Source organism: Vibrio sp. OPT18 (assembly GCF_015163615.1).
Classification (GTDB): Bacteria; Pseudomonadota; Gammaproteobacteria; order Enterobacterales; family Vibrionaceae; genus Vibrio; species Vibrio coralliirubri.
This window is the reverse complement of sequence record NZ_JADDYK010000028.1, coordinates 80,975-102,295: the sequence shown is the minus strand read 5'-3', so window position 1 is coordinate 102,295 and position 21,321 is coordinate 80,975. Positions and strand designations below refer to the sequence as shown.

The window sequence follows — 21,321 nt, the reverse complement described above, 5'->3', positions numbered from 1 at the left end:
GTAGTAAGGCAATCGCAAAAATGAACTTAAGAGCATGATTTATATAGATTAAACTCACACTTTTCGTTCGCGCAAAAAACAAGCAAACAGACAACTTTTTTCTACATAGCGTAATAAACTGTAAAAAAGTTTCATTTTTAGTCCGTTAAATTACATGTATACAGCTATATTCGTGCTACTGAGAGTATATCCATACCGTTGCACGGGCTAGATTCTGACATAATTTTTATTAATTTCGTGCGTCGGTTAACAGTTACTCAATAATAAATTACAAAATGAAACACTACCAACTAGCTTGCAACAGGCTTAAAACAAAAGTGAGATTCAATTAGTTTTTCTAAAAAGAATCACCCATTTCAAGTTAGTTTTTTTCATTCGTGAAAATGTAGTTTGTCCCTTACATTACGCGCCTAGACTATTCACAGATCAACCCTTCAACCTTAAAGTACGCTAACTGGAGATCGCTCTCATGCAAGGCTTAGAACTCGCTATCTTTATGCAATTCTTCCTTGGGCTTGTTGCTGCCGTAAACCCTATCGGCATCATGCCTGTTTTTGTTTCTCTTACTGCTCATATGCCGCCAGAAGAGAGGAACAGGACAGCCTTACAAGCAAACATTGCTGTTGCCGTGATCTTGATTGTGTCACTTGTTGCGGGGCAAATGCTGCTTGATATGTTCAGCATTTCACTAGACTCATTTCGTGTAGCAGGTGGTTTGTTATTACTGAGCATCGCGTTCTCGATGATGAGCGGTAAACTCGGTGAAGATAAGCAGAACAAACAAGAGAAATCTGAATACATCAGCAAAGAGCAAATCGGCGTTGTCCCACTTGCTATGCCGCTAATGGCAGGTCCGGGTGCAATCAGCTCGACGATTGTTTACGGGTCTCGCTACCCTGCTGCTATTGATACGGTCGGTATCGGCATTAGTATCATCGCATTCGCAACATGCTCTTGGCTTTTGTTCCGTTCAGCGCCGGTTATCGTTCGCTTTTTAGGTCAAACGGGTATCAACGTGATCACTCGTATCATGGGCCTGATTCTTGGTGCATTGGGCATCGAGTTTATCGCCAATGGCCTACGTAATCTGTTCCCAGGTTTGGCATAACGTTTAACGGCATTTCGGTTGCTTTATAAAGGGCAACAATATTGAAATATAGATGAGGCGGGTAAAGCAATTGGGCTTTCACTCGCCTCGTTATTATGAAGCTTGTATAATGACTGTTAATGCATTTAACAGAAGACGAACCTCTCCTTATGTCACGCAAGCCACTCAAGCATCATTTGTACGTCATTATCTTTGGTACTCACACGCCAGCCGGACGTGCATTTGATATATCTCTGATCGTTGCAATCTTGGCTTCGCTGTTGGTTCTGATCTTAGAATCTATCCCTAATGTGATGACCGAATGGTCACAACAGCTGCGTTATATCGAATACACCTTTACTGCACTCTTCACTCTTGAGTATTTGTTAAGGCTCTATTGCTCTCCAAAACCAAAATCTTACGCCACCAGCTTTTATGGTGTCGTTGACCTATTGGCGATTCTTCCGACCTACCTAGCGATCATCTTCCCAGGCGCTTCATTTATGGGTGTGGTGAGACTGCTGCGTGTAATGCGTATCTTCCGAATCCTAAAGCTGGTTCGCTACCTGCAAGATTCCAATATTCTGTTGCGCTCACTATTAATGGCACGACGAAAGATACTGATCTTCTTTAGCACCGTCGGCATCTTGGTGGTTATCTTTGGCGCACTGATCTTTGTTATTGAAGGTCCTGACAATGGCTTCACCAGTATCCCTCACAGTATCTATTGGGCCATCGTGACTATCACTACGGTAGGTTATGGTGACATGGTGCCGCAGACCACGCTTGGTAAAGCCATAGCATCACTAACCATGCTATTGGGTTACTCTATCTTAGCGGTGCCGACCGGGATCATTACTGCAGAACTCAGTAATGAGATGAACTCGCACAAAGAGTTGGTTAAGTGTCCTAACTGCAACCGAGCGGGCCATGATTCGGACGCGATGTATTGCAAGCACTGTGCTAGCGAATTAGCAGATCCAGACAAGCGGGTCGTCACCGACGAGACCGAATAAAAACCAAAAAAAAGAGCTCCTAAGAGCTCTTTTTGTTTTCTTAACTATCTAACTAAAGCAACTAACAGCCGTCTGTGAAAACTTCCACTTGGTAGTCATCATTGGCTTCCATTGCAGCCGTGTATTTCACATAGCATTGGGTCTTCTCGATAGCGGTATTGAAGTCATTAGGAAGAACCTCCGACAAATACTCCGATCGGGTAATCAGCCACAGGTCTGGGTCACTCACTGGGCCATTATTATGCGCTGCCCATGTCCATTCAGTCGTCAGGTCATGAAACCCTGAATCAATCGCTAAAAAGTTTTCCATTCCCCCTTTTTCAACCGCGGGGTAACCAAACTTCACTCGCCCATACTCAGGAATCAAATATGATTCTTGGTCTTCCATACCTTCCACGGCGGCTTTTTCAAACGCCAAATCAGCCGCAGTATGGACAGATGCTCCTAACCCTTCCATAACCGAAGCCCTAGCATCATGTTGTATGTTTAAAAACCTAGGTGCTGCGACAACGGCTAAAACACCAATAATGACGATAACAACAATCAACTCGATAAGAGTAAAACCTTTAAGGTTTGCTTTCATTTTCTAGCTCCAACTTTAAGACGCACGAAAGGTAAGGTTTTAAAGTCAGGCTTCTGTCATCAGAAACAAAAAAAGCGCCCTAAGGCGCTTCTTCGTTAATTATTCTCAAAAATGAGGCAGTTACGCTTTCTCAGCAAGGATAATGCGCAGAGTACGACGTAGTGGTTCTGCAGCACCCCAAAGCAGTTGGTCACCAACAGTGAAGGCGTTTAGGAAATCGTTACCCATCGACATCTTACGCAGACGACCTACTGGTACAGACATTGTACCTGTTACTTTCGTTGGTGTTAGCTCCTGTGCCGTGACGTCGCGGTCATTAGGAATCACTTTAACCCAATCATTGTGCGTTGCGATGATCTCTTCGATCTCGTCCATTGGCACGTCTTGCTTAAGCTTGATCGTTAGTGCTTGAGCGTGACAACGCATTGCACCGATTCGTACACAAGTACCATCAATTGGGATTGGCTGACCATCTAGACCAAGAATCTTGTTCGCTTCAACACCGGCTTTCCACTCTTCTTTACTCTGACCGTTTTCACGCTTCACATCGATCCAAGGAATCAGTGAGCCCGCAAGCGGAGCACCAAATTGGTCTGTTGGGAATGAAGATGAACGAATCGTATCAGCCACTTTCTTATCGATATCAAGAATTGAACTTGAAGGGTTTGCTAACTCAGAACTTACGCTGTCGTTGATCACACCCATTTGTGAGATCAGCTCACGCATGTTCTTAGCACCCGCACCCGAAGCCGCTTGATAAGTCATGGCACTCATCCACTCAACCATGCCTTTCTCGTATAGGCCACCTAGAGCCATAAGCATTAAGCTCACAGTACAGTTACCGCCAACGAAAGTGTTGGTGCCGCTGTGAATGCCTTGCTGAATTTGAGCCAAGTTAACAGGATCAAGAGTGATGATTGAATCAGCGTCCATACGCAGAGTAGAAGCTGCATCAATCCAGTAACCTTTCCAACCGGCTTGACGCAGTGCTGGGTATACTTTTGATGTGTAATCGCCGCCTTGACAGGTAATCACAGCATCAAGCTGTTTTAGGCTATCAATATCAAAAGCGTCTTGAAGTAGACCCGCATCTTTACCACCTAGAACAGGGGCAGGAATGCCAATCTGAGATGTGCTGTAATAAACAGGCTCAATCAAGTCGAAGTCTTTCTCTTCAACCATACGTTGCATCAGTACAGAACCAACCATACCGCGCCAACCAACTAGACCTACTCTCATCGCTCACTCTCCATGTATAAATTAAAAATTGCTCTCCCCCATCTATAAGTTTTTCAGAAACAGAACTCAAGTGCTTTTTGTCAAAAAGTGTAACTTTTTCGTTTCTTTTAAGTGAACGTAATGAATCGTGCAGTTATCTCTGTATCGACATTCCATCTCCACCTCATTGATTAAGCGCTCATTATCGTCAAATTCAAACATTTACATCGCCAAAATCGATTCAATCGACGCTCATCACAAACAGTAAATCCCTCTTTTAAACCAAAGTTAATCAGAGTTTTATTTTACAAAACGAAAACAACGTGCGACAGATTTCAACATGTAACAATCATGAATTTAACAAAAATTTAGATTATGAAACCACAATTGATTGAGTTAACAGTCAAATATCACAACTTGGACGTATTTTTTCGATATAATAAACTAATTACTGTAGTGTCCGTTTTGCACCACACACTATAACGAAGCACTATAAATGCTCGAAATCACAAGAGGCTTTTATGAAGCAGAGTAAAACTCGCCTACCGAACCTATTGCAGGTATTCATCGCGTTAGGACTATTTCTATCCCTTGCTTTTTCCTTTACTGCAAAGCTTGACCTTCCAATTCAACTTGCCTTGTATATTGGCTGGTTCATTATCATGGTTCTTGGTATTCGTCTTGGACACCAATACAAAGACTTAGAAAAAGCAGCACTCAAAGGAATATCCAATGGCTTAGGCGCGGTTTTAATACTTTTAGCCGTTGGCGCTCTTGTTGGTACTTGGATCTCAGGCGGGATCGTACCTACTATCATTTACTACGGTCTGAAAGCTATCCACCCTTCTATCTTCCTTTTAGCGACCATGATCATCTGTTCTCTAACTGCATTGGCGACCGGTACTTCTTGGGGTGCTGCGGGTACAGCAGGTATCGCGATGATGGGTATAGGCCAAGGCCTAGGTGTTCCAGCACCGATTACTGCAGGTGCCGTGCTGTCAGGCTGTTACTTCGGTGACAAGATGTCTCCTCTTTCTGATTCAGTGATTCTAGCTTCTTCAATGTCTGGTGTTGAAGTGGTTGAACACATCAAGGGCATGTTGCCAGTTGCGTTAATCAGCTACGTGATTACAGGCATCATGTTTACTGCGTTTGGTTTCCACTACGCGGGCAACGTTGACATGAGCCAAGTAGATTCTGTCATCAAAGCGATGGAAGTTCAGTTCTACATTACGCCTTACTCATTCGTTCCGGTGCTTATCGTGCTTGGTCTGTTGGCTTTCCGTATGCCTTCATTCCCGGTTATCAGCTTTGGTTCTCTGCTGGGTATTATCTGGGCAGTCATGATCCAAGATATCGACTTCCTAACAGCATTCAACACTGCTTGGGCACCGTTCTCAATCTCATCTGGCGTCGAGTTTATTGATTCGATTCTTAACCGTGGCGGCATGTCTTCAATGCTGGGTTCGGTTGCGGTTATCGTATTTGGTCTAGGTTTCGGTGGCTTACTGGATAAAGTGGGCGTACTAGAGACAATCGCTAAGGTGTTTGAGCGCCGCGTAAACAGCGCAGGTTCACTAGCGACGAGCACAATTGGTACGGCCTTCATGGGTAACGTGTTCGGTTCTGCAATGTACGTATCGTTAATCCTTACGCCAAAAATCTGTGCGAAAAACTACGACCGTCTAGGCTACAAACGTAAGAACCTATCTCGTAATGCTGAGTTTGGTGGCACGCTAACGTCGGGTATGGTTCCGTGGAGTGATAACGGCATCTACATGGCGAGTATTCTTGGTGTTGCGACGCTGTCTTACGCACCCTTCATGTGGTTAAGCTTCATCTGTATCATCGTGACTATCGTGACATCTTACATGGGTTGGTTCGTTGATAAGTGTGAACCAACAGCACCAGCGTTTGAAGCTGAAGAAGCGACAGAGTTAAGCAAGCAACAAGCTTAAGTTCAGGAGCTAACGCTTTCGAACGTAACTCAAAACGTTAATGGATAAATGCAAAAAGAGCGCCCTAGAGCGCTCTTTTTTGATCTGCTGATTTACTTATTTATCTATTTATTGGCGGTTCGTTTACCCAACCAGTAACCGATGCCTAACGGTGCAAAGAACACCACTAAGATAAACAGGATGAAGTAAATAATCACACCTTTGATTAACTCCATTAGCTTATCAATCGCCAGTACCACCACCTCTTGAGAGACGCGATCAAGGTCTTGTGTGAACAGTTCTCTTTCTGAAGTCACAATGCCGGCAATCTCGATGCGCTCTTTCGCAATCATCTCTACCAGAGCTTCTCTCTCACGTGTCACCATTTTTTCTAACGCCACACGTTCATCACTCAGCATCGCTAATTTTTGGTCGGTTTTATCGCTAAGGTCATTTAACAATGGTTGCATTTCTGTCGACATAATAGAAGCCAGTGTTTGCATGTATTCCGGGTTGTTCTCAATGAAGTCTTGCATGCTTGCTGACGTTTGACGAAGACTTTCTAATGTCATAGACAGGTCTTCACCCGTTAGCGAGCTATTCAATGCGACCAGCTCCGCCTTCCACGACATCAGTTTCGGTGTCTGGTCAGCCATAAGGCTTAACCGATCAGATGCGTCACTCATTGCTTCTGGCATGGTGCCTAAGCTCTGAACGATTTGCGATTCGTCTTTACCAAGGTAACTTAGCCATTCACGGTAAGCAGGTGTGCTTCTGAATGTGAGGTCTTTAAATGGGTGGCTAGCAGCAAACTGAGCAACGAACGCTTTGCTGCTTTTGAAATCACTCGAGCTCAATACACCCTTTGCCAGTTTCTCGGCTTCTTGGTCAAGAAAACGACCAGTCTCTACCGCATCATCCGTCACGAACAGATCCGCGCCGTCGCCTTGGCTATAAAACTGATTCATTTGGGCAGTGAAAACCCACGAGTCAATTAACGCAGACATTGGGGAAGTTTGGTAAGCCGCTTGTTGTAAGCCCTGCTCTGCATGGATCTTCCAAAGCAACACATAAGATTGATGCAAGGTGTCATCAGCAGGGTAAGATTGCGCGATGAGATCGGCCGAATCTTCTACTCGTGTAAAGAACATCTTGGCGTATTCACGCGTCATGATCCGAGCATTTAACTCTTGTTGAGTGAGAGGCGTCGTTTGACTATCTAACTTAACTTCTAAGAGAGAACAACCACTTAGCACAATGCTAAGCACCAACACCATCCAACTTCGACTCGAAACTCGTAACATATAAACCTCTGACAAAGACTAAGGGCGCGGATTGTATGAGCGCTTCGTCAGAGTATTGTCAAAAATCCTGTAAAAGTTAACGCTGACTGTCTAAATATTCATGAGCAGAATCCACAGAGGCTTTTATGGCCTGCTCTAATTCAGCCAAATCATGTTCACTGATCGCTCTGGACTGCTTCATTGTCATTTCAATACTTGCGGCAATGATGGCTAACCGAGACGCTTTAATACTGCCAGCCACGCCTTTTAAGCTATGTACAATGCGAGCCGCGGAGGTTTCATCTTTGGTCAGCAAAGACTTAAACTTCTCGTAGTCACCTGCGTGGTCTTGTACAAACACACCAAGCAAGAGTTCGACAGATTCAGCATCACCATCGAGCGTTTCTAACATGTCTTCGATATCAATCGCAGGCTTTGAATCTGTGACACTGGCAACATGTTTCTCGACTACTGGTGCCTGCTCAGAGGCTTGCTGAATAGAGTCTTGCGGTACAACTGGTTGGCTTGTAACGTTAACGCTCTGCATAGGTTGAGAGGCGGAATACTGGCTCGTTGACTTGTTCTCGGATACATAAGCGTCGCTATCTGCTTGTTTCACTGCTGAGGAAACAACATCGCTAGAAGAAGCGTCTTCCTTACTTGAATTAATTTCTAGTTCAGAGCTGAGTTCTTGGTCTGCTTCTTTCATCGTTTTTGTGGACCTAACGCCCCAAAACACTATCCCGCTCATCGCTACCAAGCTTAAGCCCAGCATCACCAACAATAGGTTGAATTGACGGTCATGGAACTCAGCTTCGAGTTTTATGATCTGCTCATTCACTGAGTTTTTCTTAATTTTATCAACCAAATAGTTAAGCTGAGCATAATCACTCAACAACGCTGACGCATCAGCCAGTAACTGCTGGAGCGCATCTTGCTCTTCGGTTTCTAGCGAATAAGATTTGTCCAGAATGGAATCAAAGGCGCGATAAGTCGCTGACGAACTTTGATTGTCAGAATACATGGCTTCAAATACCACAACGCCGAATTCGTTGAGTAGTGGTTTTAGCTTAGGGGAAAGCTCTTTATCAGCACGCAAGATCTTAATGTTATCAACGATGTCTTGAACTTGGCTTTCTATCGGAATGAACTCATCAAACTTTTCTAGGAACTGATCAGCTACGTACAACAGTTGGTTCACATCGGGTCGAAACAAGGCGTGTTGGAAATCAGATTCAATCTGCAGTCGGATCGAATAAACCAACTGAGCATCGAGTGCCAGTTCATTGATACGAGAGACTCGAAGCGGTTCTGAGAAATAAAGCGATTGCCTCAATTCGTTGACTCGAATACCGAGCTCTTCGATTTGAGCTAGAGAATTGGTGTAGGAACGGCTTAGATTAAGAAGAGCCAATGAAGGAAGTAGCCACAGAGCCAAGAGCACAACCAAGAAAGTGGCTGGTTTTTTAAAGCGTTTGGGCTTTGCTACTGATTGTTCCATCTATATTCCTTGTGCGTGTTAACTTGAAGCCATGACCGTAGCTAAAAGATTAAGCACAAAATAAGCGACAACGTCCTGCTGCCGCTTTTATCCGTTAACTTCGGACTATGACTTATTGCGAGTCAGTTGGTCACGTAAGTTCGGTGGAGTGCCTTTAATCGTTAGCGTGTCTGTCTCCGGATCGTAAAAGATACGTTCGCCTAGAAGCAGACTATCAAAACTAACATTCAAACCGCCACCAGCACCAACAAATTTTGTTAGTTTACGCATAGTTGCGCGATCGGCTGGGAAGCTGTCTTCTAACTCGTAGCCTTGCTCACTAGTATAGTCAAAGAAGCTTGTGCCATCTGTGCTTGCTGGCAACTCACCAGAAAGTTCACGAACTTGCACTTCATCGCCCGCTTTAAGCTGCTCGTTACAGTAATCCGCAACCTGCTTTTTGTAGCTGATCGCTTCTTCTTTCTCTAATTTGGAGTCAGAAACGAAGTCTTCTACCGCTTGCATCAGTACTTGGTTCTGCTGTTTCGCATCCAAACCAACTTCAGCTTGTAAGAAATCTAAGAAGAAATCCGCGACTTTACGGCCAACACGTCCTTTAATATAAGTTAAGTAACGGTTTGACTCTTTATCAGTCTCATAAGTTGAAAGGTCTAGGCGAGCCGCGATATCCATTTTTGAGATATCAAGGTAGTCAGTCGCACTAATATCAAGCCCTTCAGTTACCTTTAGGCTTTGGTTTGAAGGCAATAAACCAATGAAAAGGTAATCTGTTGCAAGTGACTGATATTCAGCCATTACCAAGATACCTTCGTCAGCGAATGGGTACTTTGATAGTTCGTCTTTTAGACGTTGCGCACTCTTTTGAGAAAAATCGTAAAAGTTTGTCTCACCAGCACGAAGTTGATGCAACCACTGCTGGAATTCGCTGTCAGATTTGAAAGAACCAAATCCTTTGCCTGCTTTTGAATTAAAAACACGGTGAAGTTCAGCAACTAGGCTTTCAGATGAAGCATCGTTTTCTAGAGATTCAGCACGATAGTTAACAATCAGCTCATCCTGATCGTTCTTGCTCAGCTGGTGTAAAATTACGTTGGAAAGGTGAAGGCTCATAGTGAAAATATTACCGTTCAGGTTTCAGTTGTCGTGCATAGTAGGTTATCATAAGCCGCTTTTACTATCATTATTAGAGTCCTTATGCCGATTATATCTAAATACACAGATGATCAAGTTGAAAAAATCCTAGCTGAAGTAGGTGCTGTACTAACTAAGCACAAAGCTTCGCCAGAACTTTCACTGATGATCGCTGGAAATATCGCAACCAATGTCTTAAATCAGAATGTTGCTGCTTCACAACGCAAAGGAATTGCTGAAAAATTTGCCGAGGCTTTAATTTCTTCTCTTGAAGATAAAAAGTCTCACTAAATTTGATTGACGGATAAAAGAATTATAAATGGTAGACAGCGCAAACTCATATAGCGATCGTGTATCTCGACTGGTTGGTTGGGGTCACTGGTTTGCATTTTTCAACATCATTGCTGCGATGTTGATTGGTACTCGTTATATTACTCAATCTGCTTGGCCAGAAACCTTGCTAGGCCAATTCTATTTGGCTGCATCGTGGGTTGGTCATTTTGGCTTTTTAGTGTTCGCGCTCTATCTATTAGTGCTGTTCCCGCTCACTTTTATTCTTCCGTCGAGGAAGTTATTACGTTTGGTTGCCGTTATCTTCGCGACCATAGGTTTAACTGTCCTGTTGATTGATACCCAAACGTATCAAAATATAAACCTCCACCTGACGCCTGTCGTGTGGGAGGTTTTATTCAGTGGAGAGGAATCTGCATTCACGTCTGATTTGCAGCACCTCTTCATTGTTATGCCATTTATCTTCTTACTACAGCTTGGTCTGTCTGAGTGGGTTTGGCGTAAGCAGCGTAAACTGTCTCATAAACACATTGGCCGTCCGATTACTGCCGTCTTCTTCTTGTGTTTCATCAGCAGCCACTTGACCTACATGTGGGCTGATGCGTATTTCTATAACCCAATTACTAGCCAGAAAGCGAACTTCCCACTGTCTTACCCAATGACAGCGAAAAGCTTTATGGAAAAACATGGTCTATTAGACCGTGAAGAGTACCTTGAGCGTTTAGAAGCGAATAAAGAGACCGTAAACCTAGTTAGCTACCCGCTAGAAAAAATTCAATACAACCGCCGCAGTGACGATCTTAACATCCTGATGGTGAGTGTGAACAACCTTCGCTCTGACGCACTTAATGCGACAGCGATGCCAAACAGCTATGCCTACGCACAACAGTCGATCAACTTCACCAACCACTACAGTTCAAGTAACGATATGTTTGGTATTTTTGGCTTGTTCTACGGCCTACCGAGCAGCTACGCAAGCAGCATTGAAGCTCAAGGGTCAAGCTCAGTATTGCTCGATGTTTTAGAGAATCACGATTACAAATTTGCTGCTTTTAGTGGCGACAACTTTAGCGATGCACTGTACTCGGATATTATCTTCCGAGGCCGTGATGTGATGCCAGAGCAAGCAACTTATGATGACCAGAGTGCCATAAAAGCTTGGTCTGACTGGATTCAATCACCGCAAGCTAAACGCCCTTGGTTTAACTTTATTGAATTGACCACACTGGATAACTTCGCCAGCTACGATTCAAGTTCAGAGTCGGACTCTACGCTTACGACAGCAGAGCGTTTTGCTGCAGACTATCAAAAGTCAGCGACAGCGGCCGATGCTCAGCTAGCAACTATCTACGCTGAACTGGAACGTTTAGAGCTTGCCGACAACACGGTGGTTATCATTACCTCTAACCACGGTACTGAGTTTAACGAAACCAAAACCAACAGCTGGGGTGCAAACTCCAACTACAGTCGTTATCAGTTACAAGTACCACTGTTTATCAGCTGGCCTGGTAAGTCTGCTTCTGAATACACTCACCGTTCTAGTCACCTAGACGTGTCAGTAACACTGATGCAAGAGCTATTGGGCGTATCTTCGAACCCAACGGATTTCAGTAGTGGTCGCAGCCTGTTTAATGAACGTAACAGAAAGTGGATTCTCGCGGGCGACTCTCGTGAACTTGCGCTTGTTACTGATCAGCAAACAACGGTGTTAGATAAATTCGGTAACTACAAATTGTACGACCAGAATTATAAGCGCCTGAAAAATGTAAGCCCTCGCTTACCCGTGTTGATGCAAGGCCTGACTGAGCTACAGCGTTTCTACACAAAAAATGACTAAATAATCAGCAAACAGAAAAGGGAAGCCAATGGCTTCCCTTTTTTATTGCCGTGAATGATTAGAAAACAAGCAACAAAACAAGATTATGAAAATTAAGGGTTTACAAGATCCTCCACCCCTTATATTATTCACGCCACTGGAGGGATGGCTGAGTGGTCGAAAGCACCGGTCTTGAAAACCGGCAACCGTTAATAGCGGTTCTAGGGTTCAAATCCCTATCCCTCCACCACATTAAAGAAAGCCGCTGAGAAATCAGCGGCTTTCTTGCATCTGAAGCTTATCTAAAATATACAGCTCAGCTAACAAAACTCTCTACAGTCCCAGTTTCAAACTCATTCACTTTATACCTAGTTTTAAATTCCAAGCTCAGAGTTCTAAGCTAAAAGTTCCTAGTTAAAAGTCCCTAGCTGAAAGCTCTTATTCCTAAGCCACTCCCCTCATAACTTTACCTCCAAGCCAATTAGATACTTTCTTTTTTAATGACACTGAAACACTTCACGTATAACAAAAGTTGGGAATACTTGGCTTGTTGAATATTAGATTTTGTCTGCCTCTTAATAAACCGAACAATAAATAATCATTCAGAACAAAAACACCAAAAAGCGTTCATAAAAAAAGCAGTCAGTTAATAAGGGTATTTACAAGCGAAAGCCACCCTTATAATATACGCGCCATTGGAGGGATGGCTGAGTGGTCGAAAGCACCGGTCTTGAAAACCGGCAACCGTTAATAGCGGTTCTAGGGTTCAAATCCCTATCCCTCCACCACATTAAAGAAAGCCGCTGAGAAATCAGCGGCTTTTTTGTATCTGGCGTTTACGTAAAGAACTTACGTAGTTTCTACTACGCCACCTTTCGGCTCACTTCAAAACGCCCGATCAATTGGTCTAAGCGGCTCAATGCATTGCCCATCAAAGAAACTCGACGTGCGAGTTGCTTAGTAGACAGTTGTAAGTCAGATATTGAACGTTGGGCTTTATCTGCCGTTTGTCCATTTTTCTGACTGTTTTCATCTAAGTTAGACATCGTGGTAAAGAGGTCACTCACCGCTGATTGAATTTGTTCACTGCGGGCGTTTGAGTCGACTGTTAAGTTTCCTTTACTCACATTCTCCACACCTCGCTCCATGGACTCAACAGCACTACGAGACTTACTATGCAGCTCTTTCATTAGGTCACTAATATGGTTAGCGGCTTGTGAAGTGCGGTCAGCCAGAGTTCTTACTTCAGAAGCGACGACAGAGAACCCTCTCCCGTGTTCACCTGCTCTTGCCGACTCAATGGCCGCATTCAAGGCCAAAAGGTTAGTCTGCGCGGTAATGTCAGTAATGATATCTATAATGTCAGACACCTTGGTCATTTCATTATTGACCTCATTCACGCTATGCGCCGAGCTTTCTACGATATTGCGAACAATCTCCATGCCTTCGACGGACTGATTGTACTCCTTCTCCGCACTCAGAACGGCTTGCTTCATCACCGTGTCCATTTGCGTAGCTGAGACACTCGCATGAGTAATTTCACTCTGTTGATACTGACTCAACTGAAGCATATTGCTTAACGCTTGTGATGCATCATCACTGGTTTGTTTCATTACGACGCTGCGACGAAACATCGATTCCGAAACCTCTCTAACTTCGTGACTCGCATGGATCAACTCACTCACCGTGTTATCTAAATTGTCGATAAAACTGTTAGTCCAGCGCCCTAAGTTGCCAAGTTCATTATGACTGAATGTGGTGGGATCAAGTCTCCGACTTAAGTTGCCATCACCTTCGGCTAATGTCTGCATTACCCCGGTCATTTCGTGAATCTTCTTCGCTAGTGGTTTGGCGCTAATTAAACGGAATAAGCCCAATGAAAGCAACGCGCAAGCGAACATAATGCCACTCTGCATAAAAGGTGTGAGTGTATAAAGGTTGGCAAACAGTAATGGAACAAATAGAGGCAGTAACATGCAGCTGATGAAGTGCTTAGATAAGGTATAACTTAGGCTTCGGTCTCTGTAGACCTCTTCTAAATCGGACTCACACATCATGCCAAAGGTATCTGGTGAACCATCCAATTGAAAGGTGATACCTTTGCCAATAACAGGTATGTGGCGATAGTCGGAATACCCGGGATAATCTATAAACAGGTTACTGCCATTTTTAATGGTTTCTCTTACGCCAGGGTGAAGCTGATTAGTGGCTGGGTCCGTAAAGCGAATCTCAAATTCGGTGTGCTGCTGGATCTTAACCGTTCCCCAATCAGTATGAATCCCTTGCTTTAAGTTCTCGCCGTGTGAAAAAGTACTATCTTCAAAGCGAGAACGAGAGAGCGCAACACCCGGTTGAGTATGAGGATCATGAATGGGGTCGACCATAAAGATATAGTTATCACCTGACTCGCTATAAATATGCCCCGCTTCTCTTTGAATAATGTCACCAATAACATCATTTGGAACTCGGCCACATAGGAATTGTTGCGCCCCTTCATTCCTAGAAAAGGGGACATAAAACATCAGCGTCACTTGGTCATGAAACGATGAACTCGACGCCCCTACGTTCAACGTGCGTTGGTCCATATAAGGCCCATGAAGATAACGCTTTGAAGCTCCTTCAACTAAAGCCTTCTTATCTCCAAGAGTAACCCCTACATGCTCATGATAACTCGATGCTTGTGCTATCCCCTTAGCATCGACGATCGCCAACTCAGAAAAATCCGTACTTCGTTTAAGAAGGCTAGCTAACGTCCCCTGAGCTTGTTCTTCCGTTCGACTTGCTAAATAAACCGCAGAGTCTTCTAAAAAACCCCATTGATTCTTGACCCAGTTATGCAGAAGTTGAACTCGCGTGTGAGCAATACTTTCAAAAGCTTGTTCAAGCTCCTCCGTCCTACTTCGATTGAGGAAACAAGCTCTGCGCATAGCCAGTTTTCCTGTTGCGCCAAACCAATTAAGCCAACTACGTTCCTTGTCCGTCAGGTTCATTTTTATCCCTTGTGTTTTTATATACACATGGGTAAAGCAATTTACAGACCACAATTAATCACACAAATACGTAACTAATTAATAAAAAAGTACTTTATATGAATCACAATGGTGCAACCGTGTCTTTTATGGTGCAAGAAGCACTTGGTAAACGCCATCATTTCTAATGAGCTATCAGTCGTTAATTTAGGAAGCTAACCGTGAACATGATAAGCCGCTTTTAACAGCTGCATGTGAATTGGAACCAGATCTTGGTGCTGAGTTCGATATCCGCCACCGACTACGCATGCCATCGGAATAGACTCTGATTTCGCTAATTCAATCATGAAACAGTCGCGTTCAAATATCCCTTGTGTCGAGACATTCAAATAACCCAGTTCATCGTCTTGATGGATATCGATCCCCGCATCATAAATAATCAGATCAGGTTGATGGTGAGCAATCGCTAACTTAGTGACTTGTTCAAAACAACGTAAGAACTCTTCATCTTCTGTTTCACGACTTAACGGCACATCTAAATCAGATAGCGGCTTTCGTGCTGGAAAGTTTTTGTCGCAGTGGAATGATAGAGTAATGATGTCGTCGTTCTCTTGGCAAAGAGTTGCTGTGCCATCACCATGATGAACGTCGCTATCAACGATCAGCACTTTATCGATATGTTCAAAGGTCAGCGCGTGTTTTGCCGCTAAAACCAAATCGTTCAACAAACAAAAGCCACTGCCAAAATCATGATGCGCGTGATGATAACCACCACTCAAATGAATCGCTAAACCACTCTCTATTGCCATTTCAGCGGCCAAGCAGGTTCCACCACTTGAGTAGAGTGTTCTTTCGATAAGTTGCTCGCTCCACGGGAAACCGATGCGTCTCATTTTAGCCGCAGGCAAATTACCAGACACGAGCAAATCGACATATTCGCTATCGTGTACCTGTTTTACTTGTTCAACTGAAACTGGCGTTGGTTGGCACACTTCAAATTTGCTCTTCCATCGAGGTTCACTATTCATCAGCGCCTCAACAGCACTATGCAACAACTGATATTTGTTGATTGGGTAACGATGACCTTCGGGTAAAGGTAATTGTGAATAGATTGGGTGGTAAATTAAAGGAATCATAATCAGGCTAATTGCGTATCTTTCTCAAAATCATAACAGTCTCAGACTTGGCGACAACCCCAATTAATGATAATGATTATCGTTACTATCAATTAAAGAAAAGAGACAACAATGAAAAACGTAATACTCATCTTTGGGGTGATCTGCGGCTCAGCGGCAGCAGTAATGATTTTTGTAGGAATGCTAATGGCCAGTTGGTGGAGCGTTGATTTTCTCGTGTTAAGCCATCAAACTTAACTAATTGAACTGAAAAGGAATCACCATGAGCGTTATTTTTATTACTGGGGCGAACCGCGGCATTGGCTTAAGCCTGACTCAACAATACTTGGAAGGTAACCACAAGGTGTACGCGACTTATCGTGATGCCAATTCAGCAAAAGAACTGCTCTCTCTCGCAGACCACAACAGCAATCTGACCTGCATTCAATTAGAGATAACCGATTACCAAGCGGTGAGCCACCTCACATCGCAAATAGAGTCTATTGATATCTTGATCAACAACGCTGGCTACTATGGTCCTAAAGGCTATGGGCTGGGTAATACCGATGTTGAAGAGTGGCGTCGTGTATTCGAAGTCAACACCATCGCTCCACTAAAGCTTGTCGAAACGCTATTGCCGCTACTAGAAAACAGCCATATCAAAAAGGTCGCTTGTTTGTCCTCTAGGGTCGGCAGTATGTCAGAGAACACCTCAGGCGGCGGTTATATCTATCGCTCCTCTAAAGCCGCTCTAAACTCCGTGGTGAAGAGCCTAAGCAACGACTTAACCGAGAATGGTTTTACGGTGTTAGCACTGCATCCAGGTTGGGTACAGACCGAAATGGGCGGCCCTAATGCTCTGATCGACACCGACACCTCAGCTTCTGGCCTTATAAAAGTCATCGAGTCAGCGAATACCGAAGTAAGTGGTCACTTCTTCAATTTCGATGGCAGCGAAATAGACTGGTAATCCACAGATGAATGATGGTCCTCTCTCAAACCTAGTAAAGCACTCAACACTGTTTTGTCTGACAGTGATGCTAGCTGGCTGTTTTGGTGAAGGCCCCGGCGGCTTGTTTGACGACTATCAAACCAAGATAGCCAGAGTACAAGATGCTGACGAGATAAAAGATGAATGGGAATTTAAAAGCCTGCCTAGAAAACGAGAACTGCTGCTTGACGTGCCCTCACTCTCTATCGGCCTCATCGACAGCTACCAGCTTCGTCAGTGTGGATTGTTCAATCTGATAGCAGAAAGAAATTCGGTTCTAGGCAAGGTAGCGGATGAGTTTCGTAACTACGATTATCAAGTCGCGCTACTTGAAGGCGTGGGCAAGTGTTTATCCAGTAATGAATTAGACCCAGAGATCGTAGAATTGCTAAGAGAAATTGAGCAACAGAAACTCGCACAGTTTCCACTACATCAATGGAATCTCATCTATGCTAGCGATGCGATGCAGTCACAAATGCGGGGTAGTCAGTGGTTACGCGCTGATATCGGCGATCAGGTACGACAAACCAGTGATGCCTTACAACATATCAATCAAGCGTTAATCGTTCCGCTCGTTTCCGGCAAAACCACTGAGGTTCAAGAAATCTTAGAAAAGAGCTCTACGCTCGGGGATTTATACTACTCGCTCACGCGAGCTTCGGCCGAACTTGATACCATCACCAAACAGTTGACAACTTTTGATGACAATATCATCTGTGGTAAGCAACGAGACACCACTAAATTTCGTTATCTCAACAACGTCTTCGAACAACAGTATATTGGCAAGGTTCAGCCTTACATGGCTCAGCTGGATGGCTACTATCAGCAGTTAGCATCGCAGCTTGTTATGTTTGATGCTCAGCCAGAACTTCACAGCTATTATTTTCCCATCAAAGATACGCACCAAGCCTTTCGCGCATCAACTCGCCGCCATGTGGACTATTGGCAGCAACTGTTTAAACGTTGTGGGCGTAAAGTCGGACGTTAATCCTAACCTCAATAAGTCTTAGCTTTTAGTGCCCTTTTTAGCGGAAGAGCCTTTCTTAGCATACGTACCTTTGTTGGCATACGAACCGTTCTTGGCATAAGACTTCTTAGCACCACCACCTTTACGACGTTTAAACGCTGGTCTTTCGACTTTAGGAAGGTGGCGGAGTGATTCAGGAACTTCTCCCGTTTTTACCTTACCCATCAGGCCATCTATCTTGCTTTCCAACGCTTGCATAAAAGGTTGGTATGCTTGATTTCGTTCAGCCATGCCTTGTAACTGATGCTCCCAGTGTGCCGTCATGTCAGGAAAGGTAGAGTCCTCCGGTAGAGCATGAATCAAGCCTCTACCCGCAGGGCTACTATGTATACTCTTACCTTGACGCGTTAGCAGTTGTCTTTTGAAAAGGGTATCTAGAATGCCTGCACGGGTTGCCTCTGTGCCAAGGCCATCGGTCTCTTTCAAAATGGCTTTGAGGTCTTTGTTCGCAACAAAACGCGCAATACCTGTCATCGCTTGGAGCAATGTCGCTTCCGTGAAGTGCTTTGGCGGCTCTGTTTTCTTATCGCCAATCACACCCTCACGACAGGTGAGCACAGTCCCTTTATCCAATGGAGGAACCGTATCCGTGCCATCACCTTTCTCTTCGGTGTCCGTTTTGCCCATCAACACTTTCCAACCTGGGTTGATAAGCTGACGTCCTTTTGCGATGAACACGCCACCAGCAATATCAAACACTAACTTAGCGTCCGCAAACACAGCCGGTGGGTAGAACTGCATCAGATACTGGCGGGCGATTTGTTGATAGATTTTCATCTCATTGGCAGACAAACCATTCACCGATGATTTCTTCGGTGTTGGGATGATTGCATGGTGAGCATCGACCTTACTGTCGTTCCATGCTTTTGATTTCAGTGAGAGATCTGTGCCCTGCGCGCCACTTTGTAGCTCTTTCGCATTATTAGCGATAGCATCAACGATCGATTCTCGCTGCGAGTAGTGCTCTTTAGGTAGATAGCGGCTATCAGAACGCGGGTAAGTGATGAGTTTGTGCTTCTCGTACAAAGACTGACAAGTGTCTAACACCTGCTGAGCACTCATACCAAAACGCTTAGACGCATCAATCTGCAAAGCTGACAGCGAGTAAGGCAGTGGCGCAGCTTGTTTACTCTGCTTTTGCTCTGATTCCGTCACCGTCGCGGGTTGATTCGCAATTCGGTTAGCCACATTCTCAACCAGCTTTCGATTGAGCACACGCCCTTCTTCATCTTGCCACGGCTTACACGCTTCACTTGGTTTCCAACGAGCACGAATATCAAAACTCTGACCGTTGTTTTGGTAAGGGATCAAAGCATGCAAAGTGAAGTAATCTTTCGGAATAAAGTTTTCGATCTCTTCATCGCGCCTTACGACCAAACCGAGTACTGGCGTTTGCACACGCCCAACCGACAATACGCCTTGGTAACCGGCTTTTTGACCAAGCAAAGTATAAGCACGAGTCATGTTCATGCCATACAGCCAATCGGCTCTAGAGCGTGCTAATGCAGAAATAGACAGTGGAATAAAGTCACGGTTGCTACGCATTTGAGAAAGTGCACGTTTTACGGCAGGTAAGTTCAAGTCGCTGATCAGTAGCCTGTCCATCGACTCTTTCTTGGCCTTAGAGACCTTGCAATAATCGATCACTTCATCAACCAGCAACTGTCCTTCTCTATCCGGGTCACCCGCATGGACAATTTGGGTCGCGTCCTTCAATAGCTTTCGGATCACCGTGAGCTGTTTGCTTGAAGTCTTACGCGGTCTTAGCTGCCATTGCTCCGGCACGATAGGAAGATCGGCTAAGTTCCACTTCTTATAACGGTCATCATAAGCATCCGGCTCAACCTGCTCCAATAAGTGTCCAATACACCAAGTCACCACATCCCCATTGCCACATTTGATAAACCCTTGGTCTTTCTTCTGTGGATTAGGCAGTGCAGCGGCGATCGCGCGGCCGAGGCTTGGTTTTTCAGCAATGATAAGACGAGACATGTATTTCCAGGTGCTACAAACAATTAGGGTCACATTATCTAATGTGGCCCCCATAAATCAAGAAAAACTGGTTGTTTATACAGTTAGCATTCAAAAAACTACTGACTACCAAATATGCACTACTTAAAACATGCCTTATACAAACTTTCGTAACTAGCTGCCTTGTTTTGAATCTACCAATGACTATGCGGCCACAGCCTATAATGGCTCTAGAAAAAGCAACGATTTTTACACTATATTATTGGTTTTATTTATTTTTTCCTAAAGAGAGAACTAGCGTAATAATATTGAATTGATCTTATTCAGCGTTCTCTTTTTATTGATCTGAATCAAAACTAAAAGTTGGTGGTTCTCGTTAAATACGACACAAGAAAGCAGATAAGTAACACAAAATAAAGGACAAAAAAAACAAACGAACACAACATGTTGTACTAAGGACAAATCGAATTACGGGAGGTAAGATGCAAGAATCTAAGCAATAAAAAAGCCCACACAAAGGCGGGCTGATTTATCAGTCACATACACGTTTTTAGCAAGAAGATTGCAGTCTTCTGAACTGAGAGTACGATGACGTATTACATTAATAATCATATCAAAGTTCACGCTAAAGACAACATTCGACAATCGCATAACAAAGGCGGTGTTTATGAAGTTGATTGAGTTAACAACTGTTTTACTCAACGTGGCAAGAACAATCTACTATCTTGTGCTTATACCACTCATCATGTTGGACTTAACAAGTACGCTAACCGTCTAGTGATCGAATCAGCCCCTAGTGGGCTGTATCACTGCTTGCTTTCATGAAGTCCTGTCTAGCAAGGTTCTTTCTAAAAATGATGTGCTGCACTGAATATTCAACTCAATAGAATTCATAACCAACAAGTTCACAATTCCCCACAGACCTAAGTCATTTTCAACGTAGTGCTCTTTATAAGAACTCAACAAACTTAGAGAAGTCGCGCTCTGGCACTTTCATTGGTGTACAGCCTGGAGTACCTAAATAAAGGAAACCAACAATTTCATCGTCGCCTTCTAGGCCAAATGCTTGGTGTACTTCTGGGTGGAACATCCATTTACCTGAGCGCCAAAAGCCTTGGAAACCTTGTGCGACTGCGGCCATTTGCATCGCCTGTGCAGCACAACCCGCAGACAGATGTTGTTCGATAGCAGGCACTTTCTCGTGCTCAGTTACTTTGGCAATCACGGTGATCACCATAGGAGCTCGGAATGGCGCTTTTTTTACTTTCTCGATAACCGCTTCTTCGCTGTCATCCGCTTCAGCGGCGCGCACCAAGATGTCTGAAAGCTTTTGTAGGCCTGAACCTTGCGCGATAACAAAGCGCCATGGTGTTAGTGCACCGTGA

General features: G+C 44.2%; 17 protein-coding genes and 2 tRNA genes. 10 read left to right on the top strand and 9 right to left on the bottom strand.

Annotation, left to right across the window (positions count from 1 at the left end; translation table 11 throughout):
• Positions 1-469: 469 nt before the first annotated feature.
• Both IQQ51_RS05380 and IQQ51_RS05375 read left to right on the top strand, forming a co-directional pair.
• Positions 470-1,108, top strand: coding sequence for a YchE family NAAT transporter (locus IQQ51_RS05380; RefSeq protein ID WP_004734056.1), 639 nt, complete (start codon positions 470-472; stop codon positions 1,106-1,108).
• A gap of 149 nt (positions 1,109-1,257) precedes the next feature.
• Positions 1,258-2,103, top strand: coding sequence for an ion transporter (locus IQQ51_RS05375; RefSeq protein ID WP_193840587.1), 846 nt, complete (start codon positions 1,258-1,260; stop codon positions 2,101-2,103).
• 61 nt (positions 2,104-2,164) lie between these two features.
• On the opposite strand, the gene IQQ51_RS05370 is transcribed toward IQQ51_RS05375, so the two are convergent.
• Together IQQ51_RS05370 and asd are read right to left on the bottom strand one after the other, a co-directional pair.
• Positions 2,165-2,686, bottom strand: a complete 522-nt coding sequence (locus IQQ51_RS05370; RefSeq protein WP_193840553.1) for a prepilin-type N-terminal cleavage/methylation domain-containing protein — start codon at positions 2,684-2,686, stop codon at positions 2,165-2,167.
• A gap of 120 nt (positions 2,687-2,806) precedes the next feature.
• Positions 2,807-3,925 (bottom strand): aspartate-semialdehyde dehydrogenase, encoded by a 1,119-nt coding sequence (gene asd, locus IQQ51_RS05365; protein WP_193840552.1) that lies wholly within the window; start codon positions 3,923-3,925, stop codon positions 2,807-2,809.
• A 500-nt stretch (positions 3,926-4,425) separates the two neighbouring features.
• On the opposite strand from asd, the gene nhaC reads away from it, so the two are divergent.
• Positions 4,426-5,862, top strand: a complete 1,437-nt coding sequence (gene nhaC / locus IQQ51_RS05360; protein ID WP_017063453.1) for a Na+/H+ antiporter NhaC — start codon at positions 4,426-4,428, stop codon at positions 5,860-5,862.
• A gap of 104 nt (positions 5,863-5,966) precedes the next feature.
• Here the strand turns inward: nhaC and IQQ51_RS05355 are convergent, their stop codons facing one another.
• The 3 genes from IQQ51_RS05355 to yejK form a co-directional block, all read right to left on the bottom strand.
• Complete coding sequence (locus IQQ51_RS05355; protein ID WP_193840551.1) at positions 5,967-7,145, bottom strand: chemotaxis protein; 1,179 nt, start codon at positions 7,143-7,145, stop codon at positions 5,967-5,969.
• Between the two features lie 76 nt (positions 7,146-7,221).
• The gene (locus tag IQQ51_RS05350) at positions 7,222-8,625 is read right to left on the bottom strand and encodes an Hpt domain-containing protein (protein WP_193840550.1); all 1,404 of its coding nucleotides are present in this window, start codon (positions 8,623-8,625) and stop codon (positions 7,222-7,224) included.
• A 105-nt stretch (positions 8,626-8,730) separates the two neighbouring features.
• On the bottom strand, positions 8,731-9,735 hold the full coding sequence (gene yejK / locus IQQ51_RS05345) for a nucleoid-associated protein YejK (protein ID WP_017061190.1): 1,005 nt from the start codon (positions 9,733-9,735) through the stop codon (positions 8,731-8,733).
• An 84-nt stretch (positions 9,736-9,819) separates the two neighbouring features.
• On the opposite strand from yejK, the gene IQQ51_RS05340 reads away from it, so the two are divergent.
• The 4 genes from IQQ51_RS05340 (at position 9,820) to IQQ51_RS05325 (ending at position 12,651) form a co-directional block, all read left to right on the top strand.
• A complete protein-coding gene (locus IQQ51_RS05340) occupies positions 9,820-10,047 on the top strand; it encodes a YejL family protein (RefSeq protein WP_004734063.1) in 228 nt (75 codons plus the stop codon).
• Between the two features lie 28 nt (positions 10,048-10,075).
• Complete coding sequence (locus tag IQQ51_RS05335) at positions 10,076-11,884, top strand: DUF3413 domain-containing protein (protein ID WP_193840549.1); 1,809 nt, start codon at positions 10,076-10,078, stop codon at positions 11,882-11,884.
• 138 nt (positions 11,885-12,022) lie between these two features.
• Positions 12,023-12,113: transfer RNA gene (locus IQQ51_RS05330), tRNA-Ser, on the top strand.
• A gap of 447 nt (positions 12,114-12,560) precedes the next feature.
• Positions 12,561-12,651 (top strand) — tRNA-Ser (locus IQQ51_RS05325).
• Between the two features lie 75 nt (positions 12,652-12,726).
• Here IQQ51_RS05325 and IQQ51_RS05320 read toward each other — a convergent pair.
• Together IQQ51_RS05320 and IQQ51_RS05315 are read right to left on the bottom strand one after the other, a co-directional pair.
• Complete coding sequence (locus tag IQQ51_RS05320; RefSeq protein ID WP_193840548.1) at positions 12,727-14,853, bottom strand: methyl-accepting chemotaxis protein; 2,127 nt, start codon at positions 14,851-14,853, stop codon at positions 12,727-12,729.
• A gap of 194 nt (positions 14,854-15,047) precedes the next feature.
• A complete protein-coding gene (locus tag IQQ51_RS05315) occupies positions 15,048-15,968 on the bottom strand; it encodes a histone deacetylase (protein ID WP_193840547.1) in 921 nt (306 codons plus the stop codon).
• A gap of 111 nt (positions 15,969-16,079) precedes the next feature.
• Here IQQ51_RS05315 and IQQ51_RS27740 point away from each other — a divergent pair, with 111 nt between their 5' ends.
• Genes IQQ51_RS27740 through IQQ51_RS05305 form a run of 3 tightly spaced genes read left to right on the top strand, consistent with a single transcriptional unit; the run spans position 16,080 to position 17,926 of the window.
• Positions 16,080-16,205, top strand: coding sequence for a hypothetical protein (locus tag IQQ51_RS27740; protein ID WP_017063447.1), 126 nt, complete (start codon positions 16,080-16,082; stop codon positions 16,203-16,205).
• Between the two features lie 25 nt (positions 16,206-16,230).
• Positions 16,231-16,917 (top strand): SDR family oxidoreductase, encoded by a 687-nt coding sequence (locus IQQ51_RS05310; protein ID WP_193840546.1) that lies wholly within the window; start codon positions 16,231-16,233, stop codon positions 16,915-16,917.
• Between the two features lie 7 nt (positions 16,918-16,924).
• The gene (locus tag IQQ51_RS05305) at positions 16,925-17,926 is read left to right on the top strand and encodes a DUF3080 domain-containing protein (protein ID WP_193840545.1); all 1,002 of its coding nucleotides are present in this window, start codon (positions 16,925-16,927) and stop codon (positions 17,924-17,926) included.
• An 18-nt stretch (positions 17,927-17,944) separates the two neighbouring features.
• On the opposite strand, the gene IQQ51_RS05300 is transcribed toward IQQ51_RS05305, so the two are convergent.
• Complete coding sequence (locus IQQ51_RS05300; RefSeq protein ID WP_193840544.1) at positions 17,945-19,957, bottom strand: DNA topoisomerase III; 2,013 nt, start codon at positions 19,955-19,957, stop codon at positions 17,945-17,947.
• Positions 19,958-20,885: 928 nt separating this feature from the next.
• Positions 20,886-21,321: NAD(P)H nitroreductase (locus IQQ51_RS05295; protein ID WP_228012685.1), on the bottom strand; the 436-nt coding region annotated here is incomplete at its 5' end.

Bases quoted from the DNA above. Each gene is read 5' to 3' on its own strand.
- IQQ51_RS05370 (WP_193840553.1), bottom strand. From the start codon at position 2,686: ATGAAAGCAAACCTTAAAGGTTTTACTCTTATCGAGTTGATTGTTGTT.
- IQQ51_RS05355 (WP_193840551.1), bottom strand. From the start codon at position 7,145: ATGTTACGAGTTTCGAGTCGAAGTTGGATGGTGTTGGTGCTTAGCATT.
- IQQ51_RS05340 (WP_004734063.1), top strand. From the start codon at position 9,820: ATGCCGATTATATCTAAATACACAGATGATCAAGTTGAAAAAATCCTA.
- nhaC (WP_017063453.1), top strand. From the start codon at position 4,426: ATGAAGCAGAGTAAAACTCGCCTACCGAACCTATTGCAGGTATTCATC.
- IQQ51_RS05300 (WP_193840544.1), bottom strand. From the start codon at position 19,957: ATGTCTCGTCTTATCATTGCTGAAAAACCAAGCCTCGGCCGCGCGATC.
- IQQ51_RS05375 (WP_193840587.1), top strand. From the start codon at position 1,258: ATGTCACGCAAGCCACTCAAGCATCATTTGTACGTCATTATCTTTGGT.
- IQQ51_RS27740 (WP_017063447.1), top strand. From the start codon at position 16,080: ATGAAAAACGTAATACTCATCTTTGGGGTGATCTGCGGCTCAGCGGCA.
- IQQ51_RS05380 (WP_004734056.1), top strand. From the start codon at position 470: ATGCAAGGCTTAGAACTCGCTATCTTTATGCAATTCTTCCTTGGGCTT.
- IQQ51_RS05310 (WP_193840546.1), top strand. From the start codon at position 16,231: ATGAGCGTTATTTTTATTACTGGGGCGAACCGCGGCATTGGCTTAAGC.
- IQQ51_RS05335 (WP_193840549.1), top strand. From the start codon at position 10,076: ATGGTAGACAGCGCAAACTCATATAGCGATCGTGTATCTCGACTGGTT.
- IQQ51_RS05315 (WP_193840547.1), bottom strand. From the start codon at position 15,968: ATGATTCCTTTAATTTACCACCCAATCTATTCACAATTACCTTTACCC.
- IQQ51_RS05305 (WP_193840545.1), top strand. From the start codon at position 16,925: ATGAATGATGGTCCTCTCTCAAACCTAGTAAAGCACTCAACACTGTTT.
- yejK (WP_017061190.1), bottom strand. From the start codon at position 9,735: ATGAGCCTTCACCTTTCCAACGTAATTTTACACCAGCTGAGCAAGAAC.
- asd (WP_193840552.1), bottom strand. From the start codon at position 3,925: ATGAGAGTAGGTCTAGTTGGTTGGCGCGGTATGGTTGGTTCTGTACTG.
- IQQ51_RS05350 (WP_193840550.1), bottom strand. From the start codon at position 8,625: ATGGAACAATCAGTAGCAAAGCCCAAACGCTTTAAAAAACCAGCCACT.
- IQQ51_RS05320 (WP_193840548.1), bottom strand. From the start codon at position 14,853: ATGAACCTGACGGACAAGGAACGTAGTTGGCTTAATTGGTTTGGCGCA.